This window comes from Mesorhizobium sp. M7A.F.Ce.TU.012.03.2.1 (assembly GCF_004006095.1).
Classification (GTDB): Bacteria; Pseudomonadota; Alphaproteobacteria; order Rhizobiales; family Rhizobiaceae; genus Mesorhizobium.
Map to the genome: position 1 here is coordinate 2,871,498 of NZ_CP034779.1, position 15,615 is coordinate 2,887,112.

Consider the following 15,615-nt stretch of genomic DNA (forward strand, 5'->3'; position numbering starts at 1 on the left):
AGCCTTGTCGGATCGATGAGTCCGTTTTTGGGAGAGTTCAATGACGCTGCAAGGGAAAGTTGCTCTGGTCGCCGGCGGGACGCGCGGCGCCGGACGGGGCATAGCGATCGAACTCGGCGCAGCCGGCGCCACCGTCTATGTCACCGGGCGCAGCACGCGGGCCCAGCAATCCGAATATGCCCGGCCCGAAACCATCGAGGAAACAGCGGAACTGGTCTCGGCGAACGGAGGCAAGGGCATCGCCGTTCAGGTCGATCATCTGGTGGCCGACGATGTGCGCAAACTGGTCGAGCGCATCCGCACCGAACAAGGCCGGCTCGACATACTGGTGAATGACATCTGGGGTGGCGAGAAACTGTTCGAGTGGGACAAACCGGTCTGGGACCACAATCTGGACAATGGCCTGCGCATGCTGCGGCTCGGCATCGACACGCATCTGATCACCGCGCACCATGCGCTGCCGCTGTTGATCGAACGTCCGGGCGGGCTGCTCGTCGAGGTCACAGACGGCACGGCCGAATACAATGCCGATCACTACCGGCTGTCGCCATTCTACGATCTCGCCAAGGTCGCGGTGACGCGCATGGCATGGGCGCATGCCCAGGATCTCGCCAAACACGACGCAACGTCCGTGTCGCTGACGCCCGGCTGGCTGCGTTCGGAGATGATGCTGGAAGCCTTTGGCGTGAGCGAGGGCAATTGGCGCGACGCCACCGCTGAGGTGCCGCATTTCGTCATTTCCGAGACACCACGTTTCGTCGGCCGCGCCGTTGCGGCTTTGGCGGCGGATCCGGACCGCTCGCGCTGGAACGGACAGTCGCTGTCCAGCGGCGGGCTGGCGCAGGTCTACGGCTTTACCGACCTCGACGGCTCACGGCCCGACGCCTGGCGTTATGTTCCCGAGGTTCAGGACGCCGGCAAGCCCGCCGATGCGACGGGCTATCGATAGGTAATTGGTTCCTGCGCAATTTCGGACGGAAAACCGCTGCGCACTTTTCCTGGAATTGCGTCAGGCGGACCGCCCGTCGAAATCGAAGACCGACAGCGTCGAAGGGTCGAGATCGGCCACGCAGTTAATGTTGATATAGGCGCTGCGTTCACGGCCCTCGCGGACATCCTCCGCAAAGGGATGGATGCCGCAAGCCCGGCAGAACCGGTGCGCGATGGCATGGTTGCCGAATGTGTAAGTGCCCAAATCGTCGCCCCAGGCCAGGACCCGCAAGGTCTCATGCGGAATGGCACACAGCAGGGCGCCCTTGCGCGTGCAGATCGAACAATTGCACCTGATGGCACCGGTCAGTTCGGCCTTGAATTCGAAGGCCACCTTGCCGCAGTGGCAGCTGCCTTTGTAGAGCATCGGGCTTTTCCTCGTATTCGACAGGGTGCAAAACTGCCTGCGCCGGGTTAAGTCTGGGCAAGCCATGCACTGGCCGCACCCCTTAAGACGTTCAAGGCGTCCGGAGCCCGACACCGAAAATGCAATCCGTTCGTGATCATCTGGAAATCATTCTTGCGCGCCTCGCCGCCCGTGCCGGCGAAGAGCACGTGTTCACGAAGCTCTATGCCGAAGCCGCACGGGCCGCGGCTGATGCCAGCGATGCCCGCAAGCGGGCAAGTGTGACGCTAGGGCCGCTCGACGGCACCATCGTCTCGATCAAGGACCTGTTCGATGTCGCCGGCGAGCCGACCACGGCCGGTTCGCTGATGCGCAAGACCGCGGCACCCGCCCAAAGCGACGCGGCAATTGTCAGCCGGCTGCGACAGGCCGGCGCGGTCATCATCGGCAAGACCAACATGACCGAATTCGCCTTCACCGCGATCGGCGACAACCAGCATTTCGGCACGCCTGGCAATGCCGTTGACGCCAGCCGCATTCCGGGCGGCTCGTCCTCGGGCGCAGGCGTTTCCGTCGGCGAGGGGACAAGCGAAATCTCGATCGGTTCCGATACCGGCGGTTCGATCCGCATTCCGGCTTCACTCAACGGTGTCGTCGGCTTCAAGCCGACAGCGCGACGCGTGCCGCTGACTGGCGCGTTCCCACTGTCCGCCACGCTGGACTCGATCGGGCCGCTTGCCCGAACCGTCGCCCAGTGTGCCGCCGCCGACGCCGTGATGGCCGGCGAGGTGCTGCCGACCGCGCTGACGCCGATTGCCCTTGCAGGGCTTCGCATAGGCATTCCGCGCGGCGTCCTTTTCGAAGAGACGGAAGACGAGGTGGCGACCGCGTTCGACCGCTGCCTTGGCAAGATCGAGCAGACAGGCGCGCGGATCGCCGACCTGTCGATCGACGATCTGCTTGCCGATTTGCGCGCGGCGACCAAGCGTGGCTCGATCGCTGCGATGGAAGGGGCCGAAGTGCATGCCGACTGGCTGGCGACAGGAGCGTCGGTGCCGGTCGACCCGCATGTCAGCGGACCTTTGTCGCGGGCGGCCATGCTGCCGACGCCTGTCTACATCAGGGCAATGCGCCGTCGCACAGCGCTCGTCGCCGCCATGGACGAGCGGCTGGCATCGGTCGATGTGCTGGCTCTGCCGACCACGCCGGTGACGGCGCCGACCATCGTCTCGATGGCTGACGGCGCCGAGCTGCGCGACCGCACCGAGGGCCTGCTGCTGCGCAACACGCAGGTTGCCAACCAGTTCGATCTCTGCGCGATCTCGATACCGATGCCGGGTACTCCGCTGCCCGCCGGATTGATGCTGGTGGCGCGCAACGGGCATGACCGGCGCCTGCTGCGGATTGCTGCCGAAATAGAGCAGCTGCTTGGCGCGTGACCAGGGCTGAACCGCCTATCAGTGCGACGAACAGTGCTTGCGTTCGCTGTCCTTGGCGGTCCGCACGATACGGGTCGCGACCAGCCAGGGCAGATTGTACTTCTCGCCGGTGATGGTCTGGGTGCGGTGCTCGATCGAACCCCTGACGACGATCTTGCCGGCATAAAGCGCGTCGGAAAGATCGGTTATCGCCTTGTCGGCCTGCGGCAATCCGCTTGGATCGATCGAGACGCCCTTGATGATCGCCCCGGTGGCAAGGTCGAGCACGCTGTTCGACGGGCAGGGCGCCTTGAAGCAGCGCAGTCCGTTGTCGCAATAGACATAACTGCTTTCGGCCGCGAATGACGGCATGGCGCAGAGCGAACAGACGACGACTACCAGGAATGCGAGCCGTGGATCGGACATGGCTCTCAACGTCGCGGAGAATTGGGGCGAAACCGCGATGTGTTACGGGCTCGCCGGAAACCGCCGCCGATAGTGATCGACCACTTCCGGATTGCGCAGATTGACCGGCAGCTTGTTGGCCAGCACCAACAAGGCTTCACCCGCCGCGCCGACGCCCATGCGCATCATCGATTCCTCGGTGATCCCGGCCATGTGCGGCGTGATGATGACATTGTCGAAGCCGAAATAGGGATGGTTCGACGGCAGCGGCTGTGTCGCAAAAACATCGAGCGCGGCACCGCCGATACGGCGTTTCTGCAACGCCTCGATCAGCGCATCGTCATCGATGACCGGTCCGCGCGACACGTTGATCAGCAGCGCATGCGGCTTCATGCGGGCGATCCGCTCACGGTTGATCAGGCCGCGCGTTTCCGGCGTCAGCGGGCAGCACAGAACGATGATGTCGCTCTGCTCGACGAGAGCGTCGATCGACAGGAAACCGACCTTGTCAGGCGCCGGCTGCATGCTGCGCGTCGTTGCCACCACCTTCAGGTCGAAGCCGTGCGCGGCGATATGGCCAACCGCCTGGCCGACGGCGCCGAGGCCGACGATGCCGATCGTCTTGCCGGCAAGCTCGCTGCTGGAATTGGCGTGCTCGCGGCCGGCGAGCCAGCCTTTGGTGCGCAGGTCGCGGTCAACGACACGGAAGTTGCGCAGCAAGGCGAGCGCCGCGAACATGACGTGCTCGGCAACCGAGCGGGCATTGACCGCCGGCACATTCGCCACCAGCACGCCGGCCGCCGCCGCTGCTTCCATCGGGATCATGTCGAGCCCGGCGCCATGACGGATTGCCGCCCGCAGCAGCTTTGCGCCGTCGAAAAGCTGTGGTGGCAGCGGCGCGCGCACGATGACGATATCAGCATCCTTCGCCTCGGCAGCCAGCGTGGCCGGATCGATGGCGGAGGCGACGACGAGTTCTCCGGCGCCGGCCAGCATGGCCGAGGCGCGCGGGTGCAGGGCGTGGGTCGTGAGGATACGGGCCATGTCGGTCAAGCTTTTTCGAGCGCCGGGCTTTGAGGTTCCTCGCCATGGCCCTCGATCAGGCCTTTCCAGTAGCTCTCAGCCCCTTGCAAATGGGCGCTCATCAGCGCCTGGGCGAGATTGCCATCGCGGCGCAGCAGCGCCTCATAGATCTGGATATGCTCGGCATGCGAGCGCACGTTGCGCTCGGGGTCGTTGAAATAGATCGGCAGGCGCTGCTCGCCCATCATGTAGTAGACGCTGCAGACATTGTGGAAGACGCTGTTCTTGGTGGCGCGCACGATCTCGAGGTGGAATTCACGGTCTTCCCTGGCAAGCCCTTCGCCGGCGGCAATGCGCTCTTCCGAAGCTTTCAGTATCTCGCGCAGCCGCTCGAAATTCTCCTCTGTGGCGCGCGAACAGGCAAGTTCGGCCGCCTTGATCTCGTGGATTTTGCGCAGTTCGACCGTTTCGTAGATCTGGATCGGGTCGAGCGGCAGGCCCGCGCGCGCAAAAAGCGCCATGGCCTCCACGCTGGCCTGCTTGGTGTCGATGTAAATGCCGGACTTGGCCCGGCGCTCGACGATGCGCATGGCCTCCAGGATGGCCAGCGCCTCGCGGATCTGGCCGCGGCTGACGGCGAAATGCTCCGCCAGTTCGCGTTCCGAAGGCGTTCGGCCGCTCTCCTTGTCCGAATGGGAGAACAGGTAGGCAGCGAGTTCCGCGAGGAGGTTCTTTTCTTTCATCGTCAACCGCGTTGCGCGTGCGCCTCCAGGAACCGCTCCGAAATGGTGAATCCCAGACCCGGTTTTTCCGGGATCGCTATCATGCCGTCCCTGGCTTCGACAGTCTCTTCGACCAGATCATGGATCATCGGGTTGGCGCCGAGCGAATATTCGACGGTGAAACTCGACGGCGAGGCGGCGCAGACATGCAAGCCTGCGAAAAAACAGGGCGCGCCGGCCCACAAATGCGGTGCAAAGCGCAGATTGAAGGCGCTGGCGATGGTGCCGATCTTCATCGCCTCGCTGATACCGCCGCAGAAGGCGGGATCCGGCTGGAAAATGTCGGCGGCTTTCAGCACCGCGAGATCGCGGAAGGCATAGCGTGTCGCCTCGCTTTCGCCGGTGGCGATCGGGACGGCACCTGACGCCCGCACTTCAGCCATGCCGGGCTTGTCGTCGGCGATGATAGGCTCCTCGAACCAGGCGAGGTCCAGATCGTTGACGAGATGGATGAAGCGCTTGGCCTCGGCCACCGTGTAGGTGCCGTGCGCGTCGACCATCAGTTCGACATCGGGGCCGAGCGCCTGCCGTGCGGCCCGCACGCGGCCGGCCGAAATGTGCGCCGCGCCATCCATGGCGCCCACCCGCATCTTCAGTGCCTTGAAACCGCCCTTGGCGATGTAGGATTTCAACTGCTCGCCGATGGCGTCGGCAGCCGCCCAGCCGCCGGACGCGTAAGCCGGCATGCGATCGAGCTTGCGGCCGCCCAGCAGCCGCCAGACCGGAACGCCAAGCGATTTGCCAAGAATGTCCCACAGCGCGATGTCGACGGCGCTGATGGCGGCGATGCTCATGCCGCGCCGCGCCAGTTGCGGCATGGCGTGGCCGCCACGCGCGGCGCTGTCGTGGCGCACGCCATTGTAGAGCATCTCCCATATGACGCCGATGTCCGCCGGATCGCGGCCGACCAGCTGAGGCCCGACCTCATGGTTCAGCATGTGGACGAGTGCACCGTAGCTGCCGGCACTGCCGGCGGCGTTCTTGCCTTCGCCCCAGCCGACCAGCCCGTCATCGGTTTCGATGCGCAGAATGGCGGCGTCGAAGGTCGTCACCTGACCGAAGTCGCTGCGGTGCTGCCGAGCGGCTTCGATCGGAACGCGGATCCACCAGGCTTGGACGGACTTGATACGCATATTCTTCCCCAGCCCCGCCGCCGGTCAGGGCGGAAGGGCGAATTTCCCAGAGGCAGTCGGCTACTTGATCAGCGGCAATAACGTTTCGGCGTTGATGCGCATCTGGTCGGTGTAGAATTTCTCGGTGAGCACGCTGGAGCCGTGGTCCTGGATGAACTTCAGCTGCTCGGGCGAGATGTCGACCGGATTGCGCTCGACCATGTCGGGATAGGGGGCTGCCGGCGTCCGGTCGACGGGCGCGACGAACTCATTGGTCAGCGCGCCGTCGTAGCCGATCTCGCGCAAGGTGGCGACGATCTTCGGCCAATCGATCTGGCCGAGGCCGGCGGCAAACCGGTTGTTGTCGGCGACGTGGAAGTCGAACAGGCGCTTTCCGACCTGCCGGATCGCGTCATGGACGTTAAATTCTTCCATGTGGATGTGGTAAGCGTCTAGGCACACGCCGCATTCGGGGCTGACCGCGTCAGCCAGCGCCAGTGCCTGGGCGCCGCGATTGAACAGATAGGTCTCGAAGCGGTTGAGGGGTTCGACAGCGATCTTGACGCCGACCTTCTTGGCGTGGGTGAAGCATTCACGGGTGGCGTCGACGACCCACTTCCATTCCTCTTCCTCGGTCCCGTCAGGCACGACCTTGCCGACGGTGGCCGGAACCAGCGTGATGATCTCGCCATCGAGTTCGCTGACCATGGTCAGCACGTCCTTGACATACTGAACGGAACGCTCGCGCTGGCCCTGGTTCCTGGCGGCAAGATTGCGCTCGCCCAGCATCAGGGTCACCGCGCCCCAGCAGCGAATACCATGCTCCTTCAGCAGCGCCCGGGTCTCCTTGGTCTTGTACTGCTCGGGCTCGCCGGAAATCTCGATCGACTCATAGCCGAATTTCTTGATGCGCTTGAGCGTCGTCTCCAAGGGTTCCGCGCGCATCCAGTTGTGCGTCGAAAGATGCATGGTCTGTCCTTCCCAAATCGTCTCTATGGTTCGCCTGCGACATGCATCGCCAAAAGGCGACACAAAGGTTCCTCCCCAAGGCGTTCCCAGCCTTTTTTCGCAAACTGGTTCGACCAATTGGGCCTGAAGCGAGGTCTACAGCAAATTCTCCAGATCGGCAAGAAGCGCTGGGGTGCAACTCTCTCAATGGATTGTTTCCTTGATTATATTGAGATATATAGGCCTGCAACAGTTGATTTTGGGGTCTTGATGGCGCATTGCGCGGCTTGACCAAATTTCCACATTTGGTAATACCAGAATGGCGGTGCGTGCAAGCACCCGTTGAGAAAAGACCAAAGTGGCTGGCCCTGCTTCCAATCGGCGCTATGCTCGGTCGAGAGAGAAATGAGGGAGGATGCGATGCCGACGACAATGAAGGGCCCTGGGCTGTTTCTGGCGCAGTTCGCGGGCGACGCCGCGCCGTTCAACTCACTGGCGTCGATCACCAAATGGGCGGCCGGTCTCGGCTACAGGGGCGTGCAGATCCCGACCTGGGACGCGCGGCTGTTCGACCTCAAGAAGGCGGCTTCTTCCAAGGCCTATTGCGATGAGGTGAAGGGCATCTGCGCTGACGCCGGCGTCGAGATCACCGAACTGTCGACGCATCTGCAGGGGCAGTTGGTCGCGGTTCATCCAGCCTATGACGCGCAGATGGATGGCTTTGCGCCGCCGTCGGTGCACAACAATCCCGCAGCCCGGCAGGAGTGGGCTGTCGAGCAGATGAAGTTCGGCGCTAAAGCATCGCGCAATCTGGGCCTGAATGCTTCAGTGTCGTTTACCGGCTCGCTGGCTTTCCCTTACCTCTATCCGTTCCCGCAGCGACCGGCTGGACTCATTGAGGAAGCGTTTGGCGAGCTCGGCAAACGCTGGAAGCCGATCCTCGACGTCTACGAGGACAACGGCGTCGATGTCGGCTATGAAATTCACCCCTCTGAGGACGTGTTCGACGGCGCCACTTTCGAGATGTTCCTCGACGCGGTCGGCGGCCACAAGCGCTGCAATATCAACTACGATCCGTCGCACTTCCTGCTGCAGCAGCTCGACTATCTAGAATTCATCGACATCTATCACGAGCGCATCAAGGCGTTTCACGTCAAGGACGCCGAGTTCAACCCGACCGGCCGGCAAGGCGTCTATTCCGGCTACCAGAGCTGGACCAACCGCGCCGGGCGCTTCCGTTCGCTGGGCGATGGACAGGTGGATTTCGGCGGCATCTTTTCCAAGCTGACGCAGTACAATTATGATTCCTGGGCGGTACTGGAGTGGGAGTGCTGCCTGAAGCATCCGGAGGATGGTGCGGCCGAAGGCGCGCCTTTCATCGAGCACCATATCATCCGGGTGACCGAAAAGGCATTCGACGACTTCGCCGCCGGCACCACCGACAAGAAGATGCTGCGCGCCATGATGGGCATCTAGCGCGGTTTCCCCTCCCCCTCGAGGGGAGGGTGGCCCGAAGGGCCGGGAGGGGTCGGTTCATGCCGAGCTCTGCCTCAACGACCCCACCCGATCCGCTGCGCGGATCGACCTCCCCTCAAGGGGGAGGTGAGCAACAGCGAGGAGCAAGATATGGTCGGCGCATCGAAGTCGGAAACGGGAGGCGGCCCGATCCGCTATGGCATGGTCGGCGGCGGGCAAGGCGCGTTCATCGGCGCGGTGCACCGGATCGCGGCGCGGCTGGACAATGATTTCGTGCTGGTTGCCGGTGCTTTGTCAGCCGACCCGGCCCGTGCCAAGGCCTCGGCCGCCGAACTGGGGCTCGACCCCGCACGCAGCTATGCATCCTATGCCGAGATGGCCAAGGCCGAGGCGAAGCGCCCCGACGGCATCGAGGCAGTGGCCATCGTCACGCCCAACAATGTCCATGTGCCGGCGGCAAAAGCTTTCCTCGAGGCCGGCATCCACGTCATCTGCGACAAGCCGCTGGCGACGACCCTGGCCGAGGCGAAAAAGCTTGCGGCGATAGTCGAGAAGACCGGCAAGGTGTTCGTGCTGACGCACAACTACACCGCCTATCCGATGATCCGGCAAGCACGCGAAATGGTCGCCAAAGGTGTTCTCGGCGACATCCGCATCGTGCAGTCCGAATATCCGCAGGACTGGCTGACCGAGGATTTGGCCGCGACAGGCCAGAAGCAGGCGGCGTGGCGCTCCGACCCCAAGCAGGCAGGCGCCGGCGGTGCGCTGGGCGATATCGGCACGCATGCCTACAACCTCGCCCGCTTCGTCTCAGGGCTGGAACTGGACTCCCTGTCGGCCGATCTCGACGCCTTCGTGCCGGGCCGGCTACTCGATGACAACGTCAACGTCATGCTGCGCTTCAAACCTATCGGCAAGACGCATCCGGCCAAGGGCATGATCTGGGCAAGCCAGGTGGCGCCCGGCCACGAGAACGGGCTGAAGCTGCGCATCTACGGCTCCAAGGGCGGGCTGGAATGGGTGCAGGCCGACCCGAACTATCTCTGGTACACGCCGTTCGGCCAGCCGAAGCAATTGATCACCCGCAACGGCGCCGGCGCGCTGCCGGTGGCGGGCCGTGTCAGCCGCGTGCCGTCGGGTCATCCCGAGGGCTATCTCGAAGGTTTCGCCAACATCTACCAGGAGGCCGCACGCGCCATCCGCGCGGCACGCCGCAAGGGCGGCAAGCCGCCCAAGGACGTCGTCTTCCCGACCATCCAGGACGGCGTCGAGGGCATGGCCTTCATCGAGGCCTGCGTGAAATCGTCGAAGAAGAATGGGGCGTGGACGAAGCTGTAGTCGCACGGCGGGTAACGAAGGCCCCCTCACCCGGATTGCCAGCCGAATTGCGAAGGGCAATTCGGGGCAATCCGACCTCTCCCCGAGGGGAGAGGAGGAAGCCGAGGCCCGTGCTCGTCTCTTCTCCCCTCGGGGAGAAGGTGACCGCGAAGCGGCCGGATGAGGGGACTTTGCGCGAAGCTGACGGGAACAGCCCGCACGCAGCATCAAATGGGGAGGGGCGTCGATGAAAATCGGCATGTGCATGTTCTTGTGGACGACGGCGGTGTCGAAGAAACACGAGCCGCTGTTGCGCGACATCAAGGCGACCGGCTTCGATGGCGTCGAGATACCGATCTTCGCCGGCGCGCCGGACGACTACAAAAAACTCGGCGATCTGCTCGACCGCATCGGACTGGAGCGAACCTCTGTTTCGGCCATGGGCGATCCGGCGATGAATTTGATCTCGGCCGACGCGGCGACGCGCAAGGCCGGGGTCGACTACATGAAATGGGCGATCGACTGCGCGCAGGCACTTGGCGCCAGCACGCTGAGCGGCCCGCTGCATTCGACGCTCGGGTCGTTTTCCGGCTCCGGACCGACCTCTGCCGAGAAAAAGCGCTCCGTCGCCTCGCAACGCGCCATCGGCGACCATGCCGGCAACAAGGGCGTCACCATCGGCCTCGAGGCGCTCAACCGCTTCGAATGCTATCTCCTCAACACGATGGCGGATCTGTCGGAGCATATCGACGCCATCGACCGGCCGCACATCAAGGCGATGTACGATACTTTCCACGCCAATATCGAGGAGGCCGACCCGATCGGCGCCTACACGAAACATCGCAGGAATGTCGTGCATATCCATATTTCGGAGAATGATCGCGGCGTGCCGGGGCGCGGCAACATTCCCTGGACAGAAACATTCTCAGCCATCCGCAAGAGCGGCTATGACGACTGGCTGACGATCGAGGCGTTCGGCCGCTCGCTGAAGGACTTGGCGGCGGCAACGAAGGTGTGGCGCGATTTTTCCGAGACGCCGGAAGCGGTCTATCGGGAGGGGTATAGGCATATCAAGAGCGGGTGGAAGAAGGCGGCTTAGGCGCCCTGACCCATTTTCTATTTGCGTTCGCGGCGGTTGCCAGGTGGTTCCCCCGCTCCGTCTCGGCTTCGCCGAGCCACCTCTCCCCCCTCCGGAGGGAGAGGAAAGGGAGCTTGGTGGCTGGTCTAGAAAGACAGGCGTCGGCTCGCACAGCCTGGCGCCTTTCCTCTACCCCGTCGATCGGGGGAGAGGTGTCGAGCGTAGCTCGACGGAGTGGGGGGCGATCCTTGGGCGCCGGACGAGACGACTTGCGCTTCTGCATCACAAGCCTACCCCTGCTCGGCCTGGATCCTGTTGTAGTCGTGGATTGTCCGGCTCAGCCGGCGGCGCAGGAAGTTGGAGATGTTGTCGAAGATGAAGACGACGAACAGGATCAGCAGCACCATGTAGAAGACGTTGGCCCAGTTGGAATTGGTGCGCATCGCTTCCCAGAGCTTGAGGCCAATGCCGCCGGCGCCGACGGCGCCGATGATGGTGGCGCCGCGGGTGTTGGATTCCCACTGGTAGAGCGTCTGGCTGATGAAGATGGGGATGACTTCCGGCATCACGCCATAGCGCTGCACCAGCAAGCCATTGGCGCCGGTCGACTTGATGCCCTCGCGTGGCTTGTCGTCGATGTTCTCGAGGCTTTCCGAATAGACTTTGCCGAGGGTGCCGATCTCGGTGAAGAAGATGGCGGCACTGCCTGCCAGTGGGCCGGGGCCGAAAGCGCGGGTGAAGAACAGCGCCCAGATCAACATGTCGACTGAGCGCATGAAATCAAAGAAGCGCTTCAGGATCTGGCTGAGCAACCCGCTGGGCGTGATGTTGCGGGCGGCGAAGAAGGCAAGCGGAAAGGCGACGATGCCACCGAGCAGCGTGCCCAGAAAAGCCATGACAATGGTCTGTAGCAGCTTCGTCCAGACGTCGCCGTGCTGCCATTGGGCGTTGTTCCAGATGTTGTTGCCGGCCAGCGCGAGGTTCGAGGTGCCCGGCTTGAGTTCGGGCCCGGACACGATCAGCGAGATGACTTCGCCAGCGGACTTGCCGAAGAAGGGTGAGCGTGTGTCGAACACGAAATTTGCCCAGCCGAGGAAGCGTTTGCGGACTTTTACCCGGTCTACGGTGACGCGCACCTCGCCGACAAAGCCCATCTTGGCGACGATTTCATCGTCATGCACGGTCACCCAGTCCGGCACAGGGCCCGAGACTACCGGCTTGCCGCTGGTCAACGCCACCGGCACTGTTTGTCCATGAGCAACAATGGTCGCATAGGTCTTGTCGAACGTGACGGACTTTGCTTGGCCATCGATCCGCACGGTGAAGGAGCCGTCGGCATTCTTGATTACCCAATCCGGATTGGGATTCTCGCCCAGCGCCGAAAAACGCGGATATCTGGGCGTAATCTCCGGCTGGTCGAGCCGGAATTCCGGTTGCAGATCGTAGCTGACCCATTGCGTCAGGAAGAGCGGCAGCCGTTCCCAATGCGATTCGCGCAAAACCTGCGGCAGGCTGAAGAACCATAAGGCATAGACGAGATAGAGCAGCGTGCCGACGAACAGGAGCAACGGGCCGAAGCGCTTGTAGGCCGGACGCCGGAACACGTGCGGGTAGCGTTCCTCGATCGCTTTGATTTCATCGACGGTCATGGCCATGGTCAGGTGGCGCTCATCAAAAAGGCCTGTTCGCCGACCAATTTGCGGCGCAGCCAGGCGGAGAACTGGTCGATGATGAAGATGGTCGTGAACAGGAGCAGCACCAGCGCCAGCGTCTTGGCGCCGAAGCCGCGCGAGATGGAGAGCTTCAGCTCCTCGCCGATGCCGCCGCCGCCGACGGCGCCGATGATCGTCGAGGCCCGAACATTGATCTCGATCCGCAGCAGCGTGTAGGACATGAAATTGGGCAGCACCTGCGGCAGGTCGGCGAAGCGCACCCGCTCGAACCAGTTGGCGCCGACCGCCGTCAAGCCTTCCTCGGCGCGCATGTCGATGTTCTCGTTGATCTCGTAGAACAGCTTGCCGAGTGCGCCGATCGAATGCAGGCCGATGGCGATGATGGCGGCGATGGGACCGGTCGAGACGATGGCGGCGAAGAGGCCGGCAATGACGATTTCAGGAAAGGCGCGCAGCAATTCCATGAGGCGCTTGACGACGAGCCGCAGCACCGGGTGCGGCGTCAGATTGCGCGCCGCGATGAACGAGAAGGGCACGGCGAAGACAAAGCCGATGAAGGTCGAGACCAGCGCCACATTCACCGTGGTCAGCATCAGCTCGAAATATTCGGGGATGTAGAGCCCGCCCCAGATATAGACCCGGCCGAGCGAAAAATTGAATTCCTGGGTACCGGTGTCGTGTGGCGAGGCGATGTCGAACAGCGCGCGCCAGACGTCGTTCCAGTCCTTGGGAACCAGCCAGCTCAGGAAATCCAGAATGTGCGGCAGGCGGTCAAAAAAGTGCCCGGCATTGGCTTCGTCGGCAAACCACATGCTGGAAAACATCGCAACAAGCAGCAAGCCAACGCCGAGTGCTGTATAGCGCCGGCGCAGGGACGTCTGGCTTCGCCAGGCATCGGCCATCTGGTGGGTGGGGGCTGTCACTGAAATGGTCATGATCGGAGATGCAGAAAGGGCGGTACTTTGAACGCACCGCCCTTTCCGGTTTCGCCGTTAGCCGCCGATGGCTGCCTTACGGGCTTCGACGATGACGTTGTAGAAGTCCGCCTTCACCGGGACGTAGCCGGTAAAGTCGCCGCCTTCGACGCCTTCGAAGCAGGCCTTGTCCTTGGTCGGCAAGGCGGTGAAGAAGGCGGCCAGCTTGGCGGTCATCTCGTCGCCGAGCGCGGCGCGCACGACCAGCGGGCCGTTCGGGATCAGGCCCGAGCGCCAGACTTCGACCAAGTCGTTGGGGTCGACGGCGCCCTTGGCGACTACCTTGTGGAAGCTACCGGAGGTGAAGCCGTTCTTGAAGTCGCCGACGCCCGAAGAATCGTCTACCGCGACATCGACCTTGCCGTCGCGCACGGCGAGAATGTTGTTCTCATGGCCGCCGTTGAACTGGGTCGAGGCAAAGAACGTCTCGTTCGAAGCGCCGGTGTCCTTCGGAATCTGGGTCAGCGGGATCAGATAGCCGGAGGTCGAATCCGGATCGGCATAGCCGAGTTTCTTGCCTTTGGCCGACTTGATGTCGGTGATGCCGGAGGATTTCAGTGCCAGGCCGATCGAATAATAGCCGGTGGCGCCGTCGGTCTGCTGGGTGGTGAGGATCGGGGTGACCGCCTTAGGGTCCTTGAGAACGACGCTGGCATAGCCGGAAGCGCCGAGTTCGGCGAAGTCGAGCGTGCCGCCGAGCAGACCCTGGATGACGCCGTCATAGTCGGCGGCGGGGAACAGCGAGACCTTTTCGAAGCCGAATTCGGCCTTCAGATGATCGGCGAGGCACTGGTAGTTGCGCAGGCGGTCGGTTTCGTTTTCACCGCCGAGAATGCCGACGCGAAATTCCTTCATGTCGGCGGAATGGGCCATGCTGGTCGCCATGGCGAGCACCGAAACGGCGCCAAAAACCATCTTCCTGAACATCTGTTATCTCTCCTGTAGGTTCCGGCCCCGCGCCGGCAGCGTTATCGATTTTGACAGGTGCCCTTGACGTGGGCTGGCGATCCCAACCGCTCTCAATACCCTGGGAATGCGGGCTCGAGCGGTCCGGCGGATGCGGCGATCTTTCGGCTGAAGGCAACGCTGGTCGAGGTGATGGCCTCGGAGATTTCCTGGCCATTGCTGTCGGCGCCATAGACGAGACGCACGGCCTCGCGGTTGAGTTCTTCCGGTGGGCCGTCGAAGACGACCTTGCCGGCGGCCATGCCGATGATGCGGTTGCAGTAGGTGCGCGCGGTATCCAGCGTGTGCAGATTGGTGACGACGGTGATGCCCTCGCGCAAATTGATGTCCTGCAGCGAATCCATCACCACCTTGGCGTTGAGCGGGTCGAGCGAGGCGATAGGCTCGTCGGCGAGGATCACCTTGGGCTGCTGCATCATGGCGCGGGCAATGGCGACGCGCTGCTGCTGGCCGCCCGACAGCGTGCCGGCCGGCTGCAGCGCGGTGCGGGCGATATCGAGCCGCTCGAGCGCGGCGACAGCCTCGGCGCACTCGGCGCGGGAAAACATACCGAGAAGGTTGGACATGGTCGAACGGTGGTTCAGCTTGCCGAGCAGCACATTGGTCAGCACGTCGAGGCGCGGCACCAGGTTGAACTGCTGGAAGATCATGGCGCAGTCGCGCTGCCAGCGCCGCAGCGGCGAGCCGCGCAGTTGCGAGACCTCGGCGCCGTCAAAAAAAATCGACCCCTGGCTGGGATCGATGAGACGGTTGATCATGCGAAGAAGAGTCGATTTGCCGGCGCCCGAACGGCCGATGACGCCAACCATCTGACCCTGCGGGATGGCGATGTTGATGTCGCTGACGGCGGTGTTCTTGCCAAATCGTCGGGTGACACCGCGGATTTCGAGCGTGGCGGAATTTGCTGGCATGGGGGCAGGTTCCAGTCCGGACCATTGATCGTCAGGCATTCGCCTAGCGCAGCCACATGAACCTGCCGTGTCGCGGTGATGTCAGTTTTGTTACGCTCCACAGGCCGGAGCCTGTGGCCGGCCCAGGACCAGCAGTCGAAGGTGATGTGGAATGCAGGCCTGGCGAGTTGGTGCCGATGGCAAGACGGCACCACGT

15 protein-coding genes are annotated in these 15,615 nt (G+C 63.1%); 5 read left to right on the forward strand and 10 right to left on the reverse strand.

Features of this window, described 5'->3' with window-relative positions; all coding sequences use genetic code 11:
- Positions 1-40 precede the first annotated feature (40 nt).
- Positions 41-949 (forward strand): SDR family oxidoreductase, encoded by a 909-nt coding sequence (locus EJ079_RS13865; RefSeq protein WP_127318772.1) that lies wholly within the window; start codon positions 41-43, stop codon positions 947-949.
- Between the two features lie 60 nt (positions 950-1,009).
- Here the strand turns inward: EJ079_RS13865 and EJ079_RS13870 are convergent, their stop codons facing one another.
- A complete protein-coding gene (locus EJ079_RS13870; RefSeq protein WP_127268321.1) occupies positions 1,010-1,357 on the reverse strand; it encodes a GFA family protein in 348 nt (115 codons plus the stop codon).
- Between the two features lie 119 nt (positions 1,358-1,476).
- Between EJ079_RS13870 and EJ079_RS13875 the strand changes: the two genes are divergently transcribed.
- Positions 1,477-2,775 carry an amidase gene (locus EJ079_RS13875; protein ID WP_127809261.1) on the forward strand — a complete coding sequence of 433 codons (1,299 nt, stop codon included), beginning with the start codon at positions 1,477-1,479 and terminating at the stop codon, positions 2,773-2,775.
- 18 nt (positions 2,776-2,793) lie between these two features.
- On the opposite strand, the gene EJ079_RS13880 is transcribed toward EJ079_RS13875, so the two are convergent.
- The 5 genes from EJ079_RS13880 to EJ079_RS13900 are packed head-to-tail and all read right to left on the reverse strand — an operon-like array spanning position 2,794 to position 7,045.
- A complete protein-coding gene (locus tag EJ079_RS13880) occupies positions 2,794-3,180 on the reverse strand; it encodes a hypothetical protein (protein ID WP_127809262.1) in 387 nt (128 codons plus the stop codon).
- 42 nt (positions 3,181-3,222) lie between these two features.
- The gene (locus EJ079_RS13885; RefSeq protein ID WP_127809263.1) at positions 3,223-4,203 is read right to left on the reverse strand and encodes a hydroxyacid dehydrogenase; all 981 of its coding nucleotides are present in this window, start codon (positions 4,201-4,203) and stop codon (positions 3,223-3,225) included.
- A 5-nt stretch (positions 4,204-4,208) separates the two neighbouring features.
- Positions 4,209-4,925: a FadR/GntR family transcriptional regulator gene (locus EJ079_RS13890; RefSeq protein WP_013529506.1), complete on the reverse strand. Its 717-nt coding sequence runs from the start codon at positions 4,923-4,925 to the stop codon at positions 4,209-4,211.
- A gap of 2 nt (positions 4,926-4,927) precedes the next feature.
- Positions 4,928-6,097: a mandelate racemase/muconate lactonizing enzyme family protein gene (locus tag EJ079_RS13895; protein WP_127318762.1), complete on the reverse strand. Its 1,170-nt coding sequence runs from the start codon at positions 6,095-6,097 to the stop codon at positions 4,928-4,930.
- Between the two features lie 60 nt (positions 6,098-6,157).
- Positions 6,158-7,045 carry a sugar phosphate isomerase/epimerase gene (locus EJ079_RS13900; protein WP_027037785.1) on the reverse strand — a complete coding sequence of 296 codons (888 nt, stop codon included), beginning with the start codon at positions 7,043-7,045 and terminating at the stop codon, positions 6,158-6,160.
- Between the two features lie 399 nt (positions 7,046-7,444).
- Here EJ079_RS13900 and EJ079_RS13905 point away from each other — a divergent pair, with 399 nt between their 5' ends.
- The 3 genes from EJ079_RS13905 (at position 7,445) to EJ079_RS13915 (ending at position 10,916) form a co-directional block, all read left to right on the forward strand.
- Entirely contained in the window at positions 7,445-8,500 is a 1,056-nt protein-coding gene (locus tag EJ079_RS13905; RefSeq protein ID WP_127269536.1) for a sugar phosphate isomerase/epimerase, read from the forward strand.
- A 150-nt stretch (positions 8,501-8,650) separates the two neighbouring features.
- Entirely contained in the window at positions 8,651-9,838 is a 1,188-nt protein-coding gene (locus EJ079_RS13910; RefSeq protein WP_127269535.1) for a Gfo/Idh/MocA family oxidoreductase, read from the forward strand.
- A 226-nt stretch (positions 9,839-10,064) separates the two neighbouring features.
- Positions 10,065-10,916 carry a sugar phosphate isomerase/epimerase gene (locus EJ079_RS13915; RefSeq protein WP_127809264.1) on the forward strand — a complete coding sequence of 284 codons (852 nt, stop codon included), beginning with the start codon at positions 10,065-10,067 and terminating at the stop codon, positions 10,914-10,916.
- 269 nt (positions 10,917-11,185) lie between these two features.
- On the opposite strand, the gene phnE (EJ079_RS13920) is transcribed toward EJ079_RS13915, so the two are convergent.
- The 4 genes from phnE (EJ079_RS13920) to phnC all read right to left on the reverse strand — a co-directional run bounded on the left by phnE (EJ079_RS13920) (position 11,186) and on the right by phnC (position 15,419).
- Positions 11,186-12,544, reverse strand: a complete 1,359-nt coding sequence (gene phnE, locus EJ079_RS13920; RefSeq protein ID WP_164873789.1) for a phosphonate ABC transporter, permease protein PhnE — start codon at positions 12,542-12,544, stop codon at positions 11,186-11,188.
- A gap of 8 nt (positions 12,545-12,552) precedes the next feature.
- Positions 12,553-13,503 (reverse strand): phosphonate ABC transporter, permease protein PhnE, encoded by a 951-nt coding sequence (gene phnE / locus EJ079_RS13925; RefSeq protein ID WP_127809266.1) that lies wholly within the window; start codon positions 13,501-13,503, stop codon positions 12,553-12,555.
- Between the two features lie 57 nt (positions 13,504-13,560).
- On the reverse strand, positions 13,561-14,469 hold the full coding sequence (gene phnD, locus EJ079_RS13930) for a phosphonate ABC transporter substrate-binding protein (protein WP_127809267.1): 909 nt from the start codon (positions 14,467-14,469) through the stop codon (positions 13,561-13,563).
- Between the two features lie 92 nt (positions 14,470-14,561).
- Complete coding sequence (phnC, locus tag EJ079_RS13935) at positions 14,562-15,419, reverse strand: phosphonate ABC transporter ATP-binding protein (protein ID WP_127809268.1); 858 nt, start codon at positions 15,417-15,419, stop codon at positions 14,562-14,564.
- Positions 15,420-15,615 lie beyond the last annotated feature (196 nt).